Genomic DNA, 15,159 nt, shown 5'->3' with positions numbered 1-15,159 from the left:
CCTCGGCCTGGATTGCTTAGCTCGCCCGGCATCCGGGAAACCGGCGACTACGCTGAAGAAACCGAGGACCTGCGAAGCACCGGCGCCCGCGCCGGCGCCGCCCCCGGAGTGACCCCGCCCACGTCCAGCCCGTCCGAGGGGGTGTTCTCATGAGGGTCATCGACACCGCCCCGCTCGGCGTCGCAGGCAGCAGCCAACCGACCGTCCTGCGCATCTACGGAGACATCGACCTCTACACCAGCGCGACCCTGCGCGAAGAACTGCTCAGCGCGCTGCACTACAGCAACAGCCTGCTCGTCCTCGACCTGTCGGAGGTGACGTTCTGCGACGCCGCCGGTCTCGCCGTGCTGGTCGACGTCCAGCAGCGCGCCCGGCCGATGGGCATCACGCTCGCGCTGGCCGAGCCCCGCCCGTTCATGGTGCGGCTGCTGCGCATCACCGGCCTCGACCGGGCGCTGCCGACGATGAGCCGCGTCCCGCCGAGCGCCGCCTGACCCCGCCCTCTGTCAGCGGGCGCCCACCGTGATCACGCCCGCCCTGTGCAGGCTGGTGAGCAACGTCCAGTCGTCGGCCGGGTCGAGCCAAACCTGCAACTCTTGCGGTCCCGACGGCCGCGGCAACGTCCCCTCAGGCCGGTAGAAGGACGTCACCAGGACGAGCGGCACGGGCGCCGTCCACTCCTCGGGGGCCGGCGGCTCGTGCCGTCCGCCCAGCAGCACCGCACGTTCGCTCTCATCGCATTCGCCCAGCCGCCCCACCGCGAGCCGCGCCTGCAACCGGGCCTGCGCGTCCAGCGCGAGGCGGAGCCGCGCCGCCGCGCGCTCGGCGCCCTCGCCCATCTCGCCGTAGCCGGGGATGAGCATCCCGACCAGCTGGGCCGGCTCGTCCGCGTAACCCCGCAGCGCGCCGTCGGCGTGGATCATCTCGTAGCGGTACGGCCGGCCGTCCGCCTTGCGCGGCGCGGGCGGCGGATCCTGCGCGGCGGGGACGTTCCGCACGATCACGGCCATGGGCGCACTCCTCCGGATGCGGGTCCGGTCATGGTTCCATCCGGTACGGGCTCCAGCGCGTGATCGCGTACAGGGCGGTGAGCTGCTCCTTGTCGGATGCCCGCCAGAACAGCTCGTCCATCAGCAGGCGGAAGGAGAGACTGCCGGCCTCGGTGAGGTCCGGTGCGGAGCCGAGGCGGCGCAGCGCTGCGTGGCTACCCGCAGGCTCCCGCCGGCCCGCGTTGGGCGACAGGCCCAGGGCCGCGGTGCGGAAGGCCGCCTCGACCAGGGCGAGCGACACCTTCACCTGCGCCTGGATGATGGCGGGGTCGAGCGAGCCGTCCCACATGCGGAACTCGACGTGGTCCCGCCTGGATCCGTTCACGGCCGACAGGTTCAGCGCCGCGTGGTGCTCGTGCGTACTGCGTACCAGCTCGATCGAGTCGTATCCCTCGGCCGGCGGCGTGCTCGGAATGCAGTACCCCAGCCCTCGATGGTCCTCATGCTCAGGGTTGTGGCCGAGCCGGTAGAGCGTGTCGCCGTGGTGGTCGGCGTACTCGGCCACGCTGACGAAGTTCGCCACGAGGTGATCGTAGTCTCCGGCGCTCACGTGCACGTGCCCGCCGGTCTCGCCGGTCGCCAGGCCACCGTGAGCGCGGATGATCTCGCAGGCGCGGCGGAGGTTCTCCCACGTCTCGGGCTCGTCGTACAGGATCGGCGAGACCAGCTCGCCCGACACGGTGCTGTCCTCCTCCAGCCGCCACAGGCCGCGCCCGCCGTTCCGGCCGGTCCGGTAGCCGGTCTCGGCCGAGGTGTGGTACGCATGCACGTCGGCGTCGCCGGTAAGACCGGCCTTGTGCAGTTCCTCCGCGATGGCCGTCAGCGATTCCCCGGGGGGCAGGACGAACTCGATCTCCACGCCGAACCCGCGCCCGCCGTCCCTGGCGCCCAGGCCCGCGGTGGCGTCCTCGTACATGTACGGGATCACCGGCTCGCCGCTCTCCGCACGCCGCGCCGCCGCCTCGTAGGCCCGCAGGTAGGCGGGGAAGTCGTGGGTGAACGACACCTCGGGAGCCCTCGGCAGGCGCTGCCACGCCTGGACGCGGGCCTGCAACGACTCGAGGTACAGCTCGTCCATCCCCGGATCGGGCGACCACCACAGGGTGGAGCCCGGCCGCAGGAAACGGCGCAGCCGGGAGCCGCCGCGCAGCTTCTTGCGCGCCTGTTCGTACTCGGCCGCCGCGGCCTTCCTGGCCTCCCTGACGGCGGAAGGCGACAGATCGTGCAGGCCCGGAGCGATCGTGCGCGGGTCGCGCAGGCCAGGAGTGGTCACGCTTGAGTCGTGCGGGCCGGTGGCGGTGGCGTGCGGGTCGTGCGGGCCGGGCTCCGTCGCGCTTGGGTCGTGCGGGCCGGGCTCCGTCGCGCGCGGGTCCGGCGCGGTGGGCGGCTGCAGGCGTCGCAGCGCGTCGATCACCTGCTCGCGATCGACCGGGCCGAACACATCGAACCCGTTCCGCACCGCCTCGGCCCCGCGCGCCATCAGCTCGCCCACGTCGTAGCCGTACCCGGCGCGGTCGGCCAGCCGCCGCAGCGGCTGGAACGTCCAGATCGGCCGCGCCGGCTCAGGACCCGCGAGCTCCGCCAGCCTGGCGAGCACCCGCACCGCGTCGTCGTCCGACGGCGTCAGGCCGTGCTCGACGGTGAGCCGCAGGCCGTTCCACAGGTAGGGGTCGTGCGCCTTGTGCGCGATCAGCACGTCGGCCAGCTCGCGGGGGTTCGCCGCGCCCGCCGGGTCCGCGCCGTGCTCCTGCGCGTCCCTGGCCAGGCGGAACACGTGCGCGACGGAACCCGCCAGGCCGACCTCGTGGGCCAGCGTCTCCATCGGCAGCGGGGCGGACGGCCGGGCGGTGGCCCGTTGCGGGAGAATCCTGATCATGGCGCCGAGCAGCCGGATGCCGGCGTCGTCGAGACCGCGCAGCCCGTACGTCTCCTGACCGCGCAGGCCCTCCCACCACGTCGGGTCCTCCTGGTAGAAGCGGCGCAACGCGTCGTGGAACGCCTTCGGCCCGTCCGCCCGCGGCGGCAGGTGGCCCTGGTCGTACGCCTCCCGCACGACCGGGAGCAGCTCGGTGATGTTGCGGAGGCCGTAGGCGAGCAGCACGGGCGTGATGAACGCCTTGTAGGTGTTCCTGTCGTCCGGGGTCACCATGATCTCCGCCAGGACCCCGGCCGCGCGGGCCTGCTCCGGGGTTCTGACGGAGAACGCGGCGTCGTACCGGTAGCCGAGCCAGCGGTGATGATCGGCCGGGTAGGCGCGGTCGAGCACGTCGATGAGCTCGAACCTGTCGCGTGCCGCCTCGGGCTTCAGGCCCTGGCGTTGGGCGTCTTGGTAGAGCTCGATGAGGGGGGTGATGGCCAGGCGGGTGCCGAAGAACCTGTCCGCCAGGTCCTGTATGGCCGTCTTCGGATCTCCGTCTGCGACGATTTCGCGCAGCGTGCCCAGGACGGCCGCCGAGGTGTCGTCTTGGTTCGCCACGAAGAGCGACCGCATGAGCCGCCGCCCGCTCTCGACCAGGGCCGGGTCGGCGGCGGTGGGGTGCGCGGCTGCCGGTTGCGCCGCCTCCGATCGCGGCGCCGCCGACTGTGGCCCTTCCGGTGACGGGGCTGCCGGCTGTGGCCCTTCCGGTGATGGGGCTGCCGGCTGTGGCGTCTCCCCTTGCGATGCTTCCGGCTCTCCCGGGGCGAGGGCCGGGGTTGTGGGGTTCGGCCCTTCCCGTTCCGGAGCTTCCGACTGCGGCGCGACCGACTGCGGTGCTGCCGAGTCCGCTGTGGTGGGGGCCAGGGTGCTTTGCGGCTCGGAGGCGTCGTCGGTCTCGCCGCTGAGCAGCCGCTCGATATGGGAGAAATCTTCGCTGGTGCCGACCTGGCTGCCGGAGTGCTGGTCGGGACCGACCTGACCCTCGGCGTCGGGGCGGACACCGGGGTCGGGCTGCATGCCGGGGTCACGGCGGTCGGCGGGATTGGGCTGTGCGCCGGGCTCGGGGCGGTTGCCGGGGCCGGGGCGGCCGTCGGTGTCGGGTTGAGCGCCGCGGTCGGGGTCGGGCTGGGCGCCGGGCGTCCAGCGGTGGACGATCGCCGCCGCTTCGGCGAAGGTGCGCGGGTGTGGCGCGGCTATCGGCGAGTACCCCTCGCTGAGCGCCGTGTCCCAGACCTCGCCGGGCGACGCGGACGCGTGGTGCCGAGCCGGACCGTCCGCAGCCTGGTCAGGCTCGGCGGTTACGGGAACGGCGGATGCGTGGCCCTGCGCAGGACCGTCCGCTGCCTCTTCGGGCTCGGAGGCGGCCTGGTCGGCGGCGCCCGTACCCGCTGGTTCACTCTGGCGGGCCTCGTCCGAAGCCCGGCGCGCATCGGCCGGCCTGTGCCTGCCGGGAGTCTCTGGGCGGAGACTGTACGGTGCCTGCACTGCCTGACCGGTGGCCTGGCCTTCGTCGAGCGGCCCCTGGGCGGGCGGGGTGGTGGAGTGAGGGCCGGTGAGCGGCTGCGGCCGGCCTGGCGGGAGCGGGCCGGCAGGCTCGCCCGCCGTCACCGTCGTGTTCGGGCTGGTCGTGTGCCCCGTCGGGGCGTCGGTCGTGGCGACGGTCGGTCTGCCCTCGGCGGTCGAACCCCCGGTTGCGGTGCTGGGCGGTGTGCTGCCGGTGTGCGGCGCGGGCGTCGTGCTTGCGTGCGGCTCCGGAGAGGTCCTCGGCTGGCGGGGTTCGGGCCCCGGCTGCTGCGGCTCGGGGCTGCCGGGCTGCGGCTGGTTGTGCAGGTTGGCTTGAGGCGAGGGGCCGGGGCTCGCCGAACCCTGGCCGGCGAAGTCTGGACCGGCAGAACCCTGGCCGGTGAAGCCCTGACCGGTAGAACCCTGGCCGGTAGAACCTTGAGCGGTGGGACCTTGAGCGGTGGGGCCTTGACTGGTGGGGCCTTGGCCGGTGGTGGGTGGGGGAGTGGCGGCGATGCCGGGTGCGGGCGGGCGGCCGGAGCCGGTTCCAGAGGTTCGGTCAGGAGTCTGGTCCGGGTTCGGGTGGCCGAGGCCGGGGGCGGACGGCTGGCTCGGGGTGTGACGGCGCGGCGAGGAGTCGGCGTTGGGCAGATCGGCGCCCACGCGGAGGGTCGCGCTGGACGAGCCCGCCGTGGACGTACGGGAGGTCGCGCCGGACGACGAACCCACCGTGGACGTCATGTTGGAGGAGCCACCCGTGGACGTCGTGCTGGACGGACCCACGGTGGCCGGCACCGTGGCCAGGTCCGGAGTGCGGACGTTCACCGTGGCGTGGGACGGGTTGGCGTCAGGGCCGGTCGGCGCGCCGGTCGAGGCTGCGGTGGTTCCGGTCGCGGCGGCGTACGCGGAGGCCAGCGTGGTCACCGGGTCCGCCAGAGCCAGGGCCACATCCGGGCTGAACGGGCTGATCGTCCCGGTACGCCCCACACCACCCATGAAGGCGCCCACCATGGACTCGGCGGTGAACGGGTTCGACCACTGCCCGTACACCAGCCCGTTGCCCACGAAGCCGCCGACCGGCGACGCGATCACGTTCGTCGCACCCGTCGTCAGCGCCCGCCCGGCGAACCCCGGCATCACCTGAGTGACCCGCGAGAGCGGCCCCGCCACCACCGAGCCCGCCGCCGCACCGGTCCCGCCACTCAGCCCGGCAACGGCCAGCTGCTGCCAGTCGAAGCCGTTCCTGGTGCCCATCTGGTTCTGCTGGAGCTGGGCGACGAATTCGATGAAGAACTCCTCACCGACCTCCTCCACCAGCTCCCTGCCGAACGGCGAGGCCAGCAGCCGCAGCACCAGAGCCTTCCCGGTCGGGCCGCTCAACGCCGCCACCTTCGCCAGGTGGGCCGCAGTGACCTTCTGCCCGGCAGCGGCCACCAGCTTGGCCAGGATGCGGCTGATCGCCGCGCGTGCCGCCGCCGCGTACGGACCGATCAACGGCGTCGAGACGCCCGCGCTGAAGAACGCCGCCAGCAGCGTGATCGCGATCGCGGTCACCGTCACCCAGAAGGCCACGTTGATCGTCAGCTTCGAGTACTGCGTCTGCACCGCGAAGTTGCTGGCCTGCACCGCGTATGCGCGCGCGTTGTTGCCGACCCCCGAGATGCCGCCCTCGTTGCCGTACAGCTCACGCGCCCGGCCCGCGAACGTCGCGGTCGCCGGCGTCGCCCACCCCGACACGATCGTCCGCACCGCCAGGCCCGCCGGCTCGGCAGACGACATAGAGCCGTCCGACAGCGCCGCGTAACGGCGCGCCAGCTCCGACAGCCCGGCCTCGCTGGCCTCCGGCCACTTCTGACCGGCCGACAACATCGGAATCAGCCAGTGATTCACCCAATCCGGCAGCGACTCGCTCTCCCAAGCAGGCTGAACGTCGCTGTCGATCCGGACGATCTGGTCCCCGGCGAAGTACCCGCCAGGGGTCTGGATGTTCGGGCCCCCCGAGTGCGCCGCCATGAACCGCCGTTCAGACTTCCCGCGTCATTCGGGTCAGGCCGTGCCGGATGTCGGCGTCCGTCTGCAACGTGCTGTCGATCGCGGCGCGCAACCGGTCAGCGGCGTCCAGTGTTTCCCCCGTTCGCCGTGGCAGGCTCCGGCCGGCCTCCTCGCCGGTCGCGGGCCGGGCCGACATCCGCCGCTCCATCACCGGTTCGGCGATGGCGCCCTGCCGCTCCTCCGTCACCGGCACCTCCCATGTCCTGCACAAGCCGGGCCATCACGATCTTGCGCCGCCGTCCGACCATGAACCTCGAACGAATCGGCGTCTCGGCACTTCGGAAACTTCTATCACTCGGACCACAAAAAACGCTGGGAGAATGCCCCGAAATGGGGGTTTTGCCCCGTAACTCTGCCGAATTGTGACGCGCTGTTCCCCGAGCGTCGTGCGGTGAGCCCGCCCGCCGGAGCGCCGCGTATGGTGCCGTCACGCTGATGGCCGCCGCCGCCGCGGCCGGCTCGCCGCGCCGGGCGGCCGTGGAAGGCTCGATGGCCCTGCCCGCCGCAACGGGCCCGGTCGGCACATTCGGTGATCTACGTTGTAAAGGCCGGGGCGCTCAACCTCGCGTCACCAGGATGCCGTCGTCGTCGGAGAACAGCTCGGCCCCTGGCCGGAAGCTGGCGCCGCCGTCCACCACCAGCACGCGCCCCTCACCGGGCTCCGACAGCACGGACTTGAGCAGGGCGTTGGCCTCGTGGCAGCGCACGGTCACGATCCGGCCGGAGAAGGCGCGGCGCCCGCCGGATGGCGCGGCCGGCGAGGGTCAGTGGTAGGTGCCGTGGCGGCCGAGGGTGGTGACGGGGGTGGCGCCGGGGCGGGTCCACTGCGCGGTGGGGCGGCTGGTGGGGCCCCACGTGGAGTTCCCGTCGGCGTCCGTGCGCCAGTACCAGCAGGCGTGCCGCCCCTCGGGCCAGCCGTCGGGCTTGTCCTCCCAGGTCTCGCCGCGCCCGTACGGCGTCATGTCGAGCAGCGCCATGGTCGGGTTGGCCGGTTCGGTGCCGCGGCCGGTCGTGGAGTAGGTGAGAAAGGTGCGGTCGCCGTCGCGCAGGTAGCTGGTGAGGTAGCCCATCGGCCCGCCGGCAGGGCCTTCGATGTCGCGCACGGAGTACCAGGGCTGGGTGTAGCCCATGAACGCGACGTACTCGGCGACCTCGTCCCACGCGCCGGTGGTCACGATGGCGAAGGAGACGCCGCGCGCGTTGAGGTAGACGGCGTCCCGCAGGTGCCAGGCCGTGGTGGTGCAGCCCTCGCACTGGCCCTGCGGCGGCGCGCCGTCGTACCACATGTGCTTGTAGACGATGAGCTCGTCGCGCCCCTGGAACAGCTCGATGAACGGGACCGGGCCGTCGGGCCCGGTCACCTCCACGGAACCGTCGAACTCCACCATCGGCAGCCTGCGGCGGGCGGCGGCGATGGCGTCGCCCTCGCGGGTGTGGGCCTTCTCGCGGAGCAACAGCTCGTCGCGGGCGGCCTGCCAGGTGGCCAGATCGACGATGGGCGGGCGGCCGGTGCCGCCGGGCGTGGTGGTCACGGTGTCCTCCGGTATGTGTGTCCAGGTAGGAGCCTCCTACCCGCACCTGGACAGACCAGAGACCCGCGGGAAACTCATCGGAGCCCGGACCGGCTACTGCAGCCCCGACCGCACGGACGTGATGCGCTGGGTGTTGAAGCCGAGCCAGTGCATGCGCCCGACGTAGCGGGCGTGCTCGACCTTCAGGCACCTGTCCATGATCACGGGCAGGCCGGCGTCCTCGGCGATCCGCGCGCCCTCCTCGTTGATCACCCCGAACTGGCACCACAGCGCCCCCGCCTTGACCTCCACGGCCTCGCGGGCGATGCCGGGCAGGGCGTCGGGCGCGCGGAAGACGTCGACGAGGTCGATCGGCACCGGCACGTCGGACAGGCTCGGGTAGCTGGTCTCGCCGAGGATCTCCTTCTCGCGCGGGTTGACCGGGATGACCTGGTAGCCGTGGCGCTTGAGGTAGTAGCCGACGAAGTTGCTGGGCCGCAGCTCGTTGCCGGACAGGCCGACGATCGCGATCGTGCGGGTGGCGTGCAGCACCCGCTGGATCGTCAGCGGGTCCTGGTAGCGCGCGAGGTCGGTCATGCCGTCTCCTCCTTGCCGATCGTCGCGGCGACGCGGGCGAAGCCCTGCTCGAGGTCCCAGATGAGGTCGGCGACCGACTCGGTGCCGACCGACAGCCGCACCGTGCCGGGACCGACGCCGGCGGCGGTCAGCTCGTCGTCGCTGAGCTGGCGGTGAGTCGTGCTCGCGGGGTGGATGACCAGGCTCTTGGCGTCGCCCACGTTGGCGAGGTGGGACCAGAGCGTCAGGCCGCTGATGAGGCCCTGCCCGCCGGCCCGGCCGCCCGCGCAGTCGAAGGAGAACACCGCGCCCGCGCCGCGCGGCAGGTATTTGTCGACCAGCGGCTTGTACGGGCTGCTCGGCAGGCCCGGGTAGGTGACCTTACAGGCCAGCTCGTGCCCGTCGAGGAACTCGGCGACCGCGAGCGCGTTCTCGACGTGCCGCTCCATCCGCAGCGACAGCGTCTCCAGGCCCTGCAGGAACAGGAAGGCGTTGAACGGCGACATCGCCGCGCCCAGGTCGCGCAGCGTCTCGGCGCGCAGCTTCATCAGGTAGCCGTACATGCCGAACGTCTCGTGGAAGCGCAGCCCGTGGTAGGCGGGTGACGGGTCGGCGACCACCGGGAAGCGGCCGTTGGACCAGTCGAACGTGCCGGCCTCGACGACCACGCCGCCGATGCTGGTGCCGTGGCCGCCGATGAACTTGGTCGCCGAGTGGACCACGATGTCGGCGCCCCACTCGATCGGCCGGCACAGGTACGGCGTGGCGAACGTGTTGTCCACGATCAGCGGCAGCTCGTGCTCGTGGGCGATGCCGGCCACGGTCTCGATGTCGAGCACGTTGCCCGCCGGGTTGCCGATCGTCTCGGCGAAGAACGCCTTGGTGTTGGGGCGCACCGCCGTGCGCCAGGCGTCGGGGTCGTCGGGATCGACCCAGCTCAGCTCGACGTTCATCTTGCGCAGCAGGTGCTTGAGCTGGTTGACGGTGCCGCCGTACAGGGCCGATGAGGACACCACGTGGTCGCCGGGCTGCAGCAGCGTGAACAGGGCGGCCGCCTGGGCGGCGATGCCGCTGGCGAAGGCCACCGCGCCGCTGCCGCCCTCCAGGTTGGCCACCCGCTCCTCCAGCACGGCGACCGTCGGGTTCATGATCCGGGAGTAGGTGTTGCCGTACTCCTGGAGGTTGAAGTACGCCGCGGCGGACTCGGGGTCCTCGAAGACGTAGCTGGTGGTCTGGAAAATCGGTACGGCACGCGCTCCGGTGTTGGGATCGGGCCGCTGCCCGGCGTGCAGCTGCCGGGTCTCGAACCCGAACGCGCGGGCCTGCTCTTGACGGGGGTGTTGCTCGGTCACCAGGGCCTCTTCCTCGACGTTCACCCGGCCCCGCCACGGGCAAGGAACCGGCGGATGATGGGCGTCTGTCGCGCTTCTTCCAGCAGGAAGCAATCGTGGCCGTACGGCGCGTCGATCACTTCGAACTCTACCGGTTTGCCCAGGGAGCGCAGCGCCTGCTCGATGTCCTGGGACGCCGACGGCGGGTAGAGCCAGTCGGAGCTGAAGGCGATCAGCAGCGTCCGCGCGCGCACGTGCTCCAGCGCGCGTTCGAGTGAGCCGCCGCCGTGCTGGCGCGCGAGGTCGAAGTACGTCAGCGCGCGCGAGATGTACAGGTAGGTGTTGGCGTCGAAGCGCTTGACGAAGGAGTCGGCCTGGTGGCGGAGGTAGCTCTCCACCTCGAACTCGGGCTCGGTGATCGTGTAGCGCAGGTCGTCGGAGAACTGCAGCCGCCGGCCGAACTTGTTCTCAAGCGCGGGCCCCGACAGGTAGGTGATGTGGCCGACCATGCGTCCGACGCCCATGCCGGCGTCGGGGGCGCGGCCGGTGCCGTAGTAGTGGCCGCCCTGCCAGGCCGGGTCGCGCATGATCGACTCGCGGGCGATCGCGTTCCATGCGACGCCCTGCGGGTGCAGCGCGTGGGTGCTGGCGATGACCACGATGGAGTCGACCTGGTCGGGATAGCTGACCGCCCATTCGAGCGCCTGCATGCCGCCGAGCGAGCCGCCGGCCACCGCGGCGAGCCGCTCGATGCCGAGCGCGTCGAGGAAGGCCCGCTGGGTGCGGACCATGTCGCCGACCGTGATGACGGGGAAGCCGGAGCCGTACGGGCGGCCGGTGGCCGGGTCGATGGAGGACGGGCCCGTGGTGCCGCGGCAGCCGCCGAGCAGGTTGGTGGAGACCACAAAGTAGCGGTCGGTGTCGAACGCCTTGCCGGGGCCGATCATGCCGTCCCACCAGCCGAGTGCCTTGGCGCTCGCGCCGTCGCGCTCCTCGGCGCCGAACCCGTCGCGGGTGCCCGCCTCGGGCGGCGCCTTGGCGATGCCGGCCGCGTGGGCGTCGCCGCTGAGCGCGTGGCAGACGAGGATGACGTTGTCGCGCTCGGGGGAGAGCGTTCCATAGGTCTCGTAGGCCACCCGCACGGGGTGCAGCTGTGTGCCGCAGTCGAGCCGTACGGGGTCCGGCAGGTCGAGATAGTGCGTCTCGACGACGCCCACGGAGCCGGCCTGGCCGGTCGCGGGCGTCCTTGCTGGCTGCGACATGACGCTTATGCTAGCCGCCACGCCAGGTATATGGTCAAATACCTACCGGAAAACCGGGAACTGCTGGAAGGGCGAAGGTATGACCACGGTCAGCAACGGTGTCAACGTGCAGGCACTCCTTGAGGCGCGCGACGCGTTGAAGGGCGCGCCCGAGGCCGCCCAGTTCGTCTGGAAGGCCACCTCGAAGTGGCAGAACGGCGTGCACAGCACGATCACCGTGAAGGAGTTCTACGGTCTCGGCGAGGAGCGCGCCCACCGTAAGGAGTCCGTCTTCGACGCCGACCACCCCGAGGTCTTCGCGGCCGAGGACAACGGCATCACCCCGATCGAGTACCTGCTCGTCGGCCTGGCGAGCTGCCTGACGGCCGGCGTCGCCTCCGTGGCGCAGAACCGCGGCATCCAGCTCCGCTCGGTCGAGGCCAAGCTCGAAGGCACCCACGACATCCGCGGCATCCTCGGCGCCGACAGCGACGTGCGCAACGGCTTCAACGACATCAAGGTGACGTTCAACATCGACGCCGACGCCTCCCGCGAGGACATCGAGGCCCTGGTCGCCCAGTCGCAGAAGCGCTCGGCCGTGTTCGACGCCCTCACCAACCCGACGAACGTCACCGTCGAAGTCGCCTGAGGGAGCCGGCCATCATCGAACGGGTCACGACGGTCGTCATCGGCGCGGGGCACGCCGGCCTCGCCGCCTCCTGCTTCCTGGGCGCGCGCTCGATCGATCACGTGGTCATAGAGCGCGGCGAGGTCGCCAACTCCTGGCGGCGCGAGCGATGGGACTCTTTCCGGCTGCTCACTCCCAACTGGCAGAGCCGCCTGCCGGGCCTGGCCTACGACGGGCCCGACCCCGACGGCTACATGACCACGAAGGAAGTGACGCAGTTCATCGAGCGCTTCGCCGCGCTTGCCGGAGCGCCCGTGCGCACCGGGACGACCGTCACGTCCGTACGTCGCTCCGGCGACGGCTACCACGTGACCACGGACCGCGGGGAGATCGCCTGCCGCACGGTGGTGATCGCCAGCGGTGCCTGCAACCTGCCGTCGGTGCCGTCCTTCAGCGAGGCGGTGCCGGCGGGGGTGCGTCAGATCACCCCGTACGAGTACCGCGAGCCCGGCCGGCTGCCCGACGGGGGCGTGCTCGTCGTGGGCGCCTCGGCGACCGGCGTGCAGCTGGCCGCCGAGGTCCGCGCCTCCGGCAGGCCGGTGACGCTCTCGGTGGGCGAGCACGTCCGGCTGCCCCGCACCTACCGCGGGCGCGACGTGCTGTGGTGGATGGACGCCTCCGGCGTATGGGACCAGCGCTACGACGAGCTCGACGACCTGACCAGGGCGCGGCGGCTGCCGTCGCCGCAGCTCGTGGGCACGCCCGAGCGGGCCACGCTCGACCTCAACGCGCTCACCGACATGGGCGTCGAACTCGTGGGTCGCTGGGCCGCGGTACGCGATGGCAAGGCGCTGTTCTCCGGCGGCCTGCGCAACGTGTTCTCGCTCGCCGACCTGAAGATGAACCGGCTGCTCGGCACGTTCGACGAATGGGCGCGCGAGAGCGGCCGCGACGGCGAGGTGGGGCCGGTCGAGCGGTTCGAGCCGACCCGGGTGCCCGCGTCGGCTCGCTGGCAGATCGACCTCGGCAGCGGCGAGTTCAGCACGATCATCTGGGCGACCGGTTTCCGGCCGGACTACCGGTGGCTCGACGTGCCGGTGCTCGACGAGAAGGGTCACCTGCGTCACGACGGCGGGGTGGTGGACAGTCCGGGGATGTACGCGCTCGGCCTGCCGGTGCTGCGGCGGCGCAGGTCCACGTTCATCAACGGGATCGAGGACGACGCCCGCGAGGTGATCGCCCATCTCGCCGACCACCTGGCCGGACGGCTGTGACGGAGGCGCCTCGTGATGGGGGCGCCCCGTGACGGGGCCGTGACGGGGCCGGCCGTGACCGGGCGGCCGTGACGGGGCCGTGACGGGGCCGGGCGGCCGTGACGGGGCCGACCGTGGGGTCTGTGCCCGTGCGTCGGGGACGTCCACCCTCACACCCGCTATATCCCGATTTTTACCCATTGCCACCTATATGGGTGATCTGTAAATAATGCGGGATGGCAGAACGTGATCTACGGACCGGCGACCTCGAGCTCGACCGGGTCATGGCGGAGTTCCGGGCGAACTCCCGCGAGTTCTCCGACGTCATGGCCCAGGTCGGCGAGGTCACCGGCGAGGCGGCGAGTCGTGACGGCAAGGTCCGCGTGCGCGTCACCGCGACGGGCCAGCTGACCGGCCTGCACATCGACCCGCGCGCGATGCGGATGGGCTCGCAGGAGCTGGCCGACGTGATCCTGGACGCGTCGCGGCGGGCGACGGAGGACGCGGCCCGCCGCCTCATGGAGGTGACCCGCCCCTACCTGTGACCCGCCGGCACCGGTGACGCGGGACCCGCGCCGACGAGCGCGGCCCGCGCCCGGTGGCGAAGGTCCCGCACCCGAGTGGCGTAGGCCCGCGACCCGGGCAGTGCAGGACCCGCGCCCGGCGATGAGGCCGGCGTCCCGGCGTCGAAGGTGCGGCAGGCCGGCGCGTCACAGGCGCGGGATGAGGCTGCGGGTGCCGTGCACGATGAACTTCTGGTACATGTCCTCCTTGGTCAGCCCGTGCTCGGTGCCCGGCAGCGGGTTGTCGCCGTGCTGGACGTCCAGCGTCATCGAGTACGCGGTCGAGGCCGTCAGGCGGGGCAGGAAGTTGCCGGTGTTGAGCGTCACGCCGTTCGGCAGCTCCACGTTGGTGGCCACGGCGCGCAGCCCGGGCACCTTGGCCATCAGCGCGGCGCCGCCGTCCACCACCCCGTCGAAGACCATGTTGGCCACGAAGTTCTCGCGGAACGTCCGGAGGTTGTGGTCGAGCGACTGCACCTCGTTGCCCGACATGTCGGTCTTGATGCCGCCCAGCTTGTTGATGCCCAGGGGCAGCAGCACCTCGCCCGAGGCGTAGAGGGCGCTGTCGGCCACCCAGTACGCGAACGCCGGCAGCAACATGGTGACGAACCGCTTCGCCGTGAACATGAGCAGCAGCGCCTGCCGCTTCATGATCGCCTGGAACAGCTTCCAGGTGACCACCTGGTAGCCGATGGTGTACATCATGTCCACCGTGAGGATGTAGCACAGCACCCTGAGCGCGTGGTTGACCTTCTCGATGACGTCGGCATAGGCGCGGCAGGCGTTGGCGGCCCGGCGGTACTTGAGCGAGACCGCCATGACGGCCGGACCGAAGTCCTCGTTCCAGAACCTCGTGAACTCCTCGACGGCGGGGCCGCCGTTCGCACTCCACACCTTGGCGGCCTCTTCGCTCGCCGCGCGGAACTGCTTGTCGATGGCGTCGGCGATCTCGTCGAGGATGTCGGCGGCCTCACTGATCTTCTGGGGGTCGCCCTCCAGGTAGGAGATGCCGAACAGGAACTCGGGCGCCAGGATGCCGGCGGCGCCGGCGCCCGCCATGCCGCCGAGGGCGACCTTGGTCGCGAGCCCGATGGGCACGTGCCGCTCCTCAGTCTCGCTCGACGGGGGTGGACGGCACGGGGATCTCATCGTCGCCGCGGTGGGCGAACTCGATGAGGTTCTTCAGGTACGCGTTCTTGTCGATCATGCTGGCCCACTCGGCCGCCTTGACGTTCGTGCTCATCGCCACGACGCCCTGCCCGATCGCCTTGTACGACTCCGCCAGGTTGCGCAGCGCCTGGTCCAGGTCCTCCAGGGCGTTGTCGAATCCGGGGTGGCCCTCCGTGCCGTGGCGGAAGATGCGCGCGGCCTCGTCACTGTCGGGGTTGCCGAAATAGGGGAGCAGCGGCTCGAGGTCCCCCCGGGTCCGGCTCACGGCCATGGCGAACTCGATCGCTCCGTCGTGGATCTCCAGCCCGCTGTTGCGCATGACCAAGTGATCGATTCTCACGTGACTCCTCCCGCGTGACGCCTG

General features: G+C 71.5%; 13 protein-coding genes and 1 pseudogene. 4 read left to right on the top strand and 10 right to left on the bottom strand.

Features of this window, described 5'->3' with window-relative positions; genetic code table 11:
• The first annotated feature begins 149 nt into the window (after positions 1–149).
• A complete protein-coding gene (locus AB0K67_RS32600; protein ID WP_364067956.1) occupies positions 150–494 on the top strand; it encodes an STAS domain-containing protein in 345 nt (114 codons plus the stop codon).
• 12 nt (positions 495–506) lie between these two features.
• Here the strand turns inward: AB0K67_RS32600 and AB0K67_RS32595 are convergent, their stop codons facing one another.
• The 8 genes and pseudogenes from AB0K67_RS32595 to AB0K67_RS32560 form a co-directional block, all read right to left on the bottom strand.
• A complete protein-coding gene (locus tag AB0K67_RS32595) occupies positions 507–1,010 on the bottom strand; it encodes a hypothetical protein (RefSeq protein WP_364067955.1) in 504 nt (167 codons plus the stop codon).
• Positions 1,011–1,038: 28 nt separating this feature from the next.
• On the bottom strand, positions 1,039–6,483 hold the full coding sequence (locus AB0K67_RS32590; protein ID WP_364067954.1) for an amidoligase family protein: 5,445 nt from the start codon (positions 6,481–6,483) through the stop codon (positions 1,039–1,041).
• Between the two features lie 10 nt (positions 6,484–6,493).
• The gene (locus AB0K67_RS32585; protein ID WP_364067953.1) at positions 6,494–6,709 is read right to left on the bottom strand and encodes a hypothetical protein; all 216 of its coding nucleotides are present in this window, start codon (positions 6,707–6,709) and stop codon (positions 6,494–6,496) included.
• Between the two features lie 424 nt (positions 6,710–7,133).
• Positions 7,134–7,265, bottom strand: a pseudogene (locus AB0K67_RS32580) (S-adenosylmethionine--2-demethylmenaquinone methyltransferase); the annotation flags it as partial.
• 21 nt (positions 7,266–7,286) lie between these two features.
• Entirely contained in the window at positions 7,287–8,054 is a 768-nt protein-coding gene (locus AB0K67_RS32575; RefSeq protein ID WP_364067952.1) for a DUF899 family protein, read from the bottom strand.
• A 93-nt stretch (positions 8,055–8,147) separates the two neighbouring features.
• Entirely contained in the window at positions 8,148–8,630 is a 483-nt protein-coding gene (locus AB0K67_RS32570) for a CoA-binding protein (RefSeq protein WP_364067951.1), read from the bottom strand.
• Positions 8,627–9,985, bottom strand: a complete 1,359-nt coding sequence (locus tag AB0K67_RS32565; protein WP_364067950.1) for an O-acetylhomoserine aminocarboxypropyltransferase/cysteine synthase family protein — start codon at positions 9,983–9,985, stop codon at positions 8,627–8,629. The genes AB0K67_RS32570 and AB0K67_RS32565 overlap by 4 nt, the downstream gene beginning before the upstream one ends.
• Entirely contained in the window at positions 9,982–11,202 is a 1,221-nt protein-coding gene (locus AB0K67_RS32560; RefSeq protein WP_364067949.1) for a homoserine O-acetyltransferase, read from the bottom strand. The genes AB0K67_RS32565 and AB0K67_RS32560 overlap by 4 nt, the downstream gene beginning before the upstream one ends.
• 79 nt (positions 11,203–11,281) lie before the next feature.
• On the opposite strand from AB0K67_RS32560, the gene AB0K67_RS32555 reads away from it, so the two are divergent.
• The 3 genes from AB0K67_RS32555 (at position 11,282) to AB0K67_RS32545 (ending at position 13,607) form a co-directional block, all read left to right on the top strand.
• Entirely contained in the window at positions 11,282–11,830 is a 549-nt protein-coding gene (locus tag AB0K67_RS32555; RefSeq protein WP_364067948.1) for an OsmC family protein, read from the top strand.
• The gene (locus tag AB0K67_RS32550; RefSeq protein WP_364068052.1) at positions 11,827–13,083 is read left to right on the top strand and encodes an FAD-dependent oxidoreductase; all 1,257 of its coding nucleotides are present in this window, start codon (positions 11,827–11,829) and stop codon (positions 13,081–13,083) included. The genes AB0K67_RS32555 and AB0K67_RS32550 overlap by 4 nt, the downstream gene beginning before the upstream one ends.
• 215 nt (positions 13,084–13,298) lie before the next feature.
• Positions 13,299–13,607 carry a YbaB/EbfC family nucleoid-associated protein gene (locus AB0K67_RS32545; RefSeq protein ID WP_364067947.1) on the top strand — a complete coding sequence of 103 codons (309 nt, stop codon included), beginning with the start codon at positions 13,299–13,301 and terminating at the stop codon, positions 13,605–13,607.
• Positions 13,608–13,772: 165 nt separating this feature from the next.
• Here the strand turns inward: AB0K67_RS32545 and AB0K67_RS32540 are convergent, their stop codons facing one another.
• Positions 13,773–14,723 (bottom strand): hypothetical protein, encoded by a 951-nt coding sequence (locus tag AB0K67_RS32540; RefSeq protein WP_364067946.1) that lies wholly within the window; start codon positions 14,721–14,723, stop codon positions 13,773–13,775.
• Positions 14,724–14,733: 10 nt separating this feature from the next.
• Positions 14,734–15,135, bottom strand: coding sequence for a hypothetical protein (locus AB0K67_RS32535; protein WP_364067945.1), 402 nt, complete (start codon positions 15,133–15,135; stop codon positions 14,734–14,736).
• Positions 15,136–15,159: the final 24 nt, after the last annotated feature.

It is taken from the genome of Nonomuraea sp. NPDC052634 (assembly GCF_040678535.1).
In the GTDB taxonomy this organism is placed as follows: domain Bacteria; phylum Actinomycetota; class Actinomycetes; order Streptosporangiales; family Streptosporangiaceae; genus Nonomuraea; species Nonomuraea fastidiosa.
This window is presented reverse-complemented; position numbering and strand designations above follow the sequence as displayed.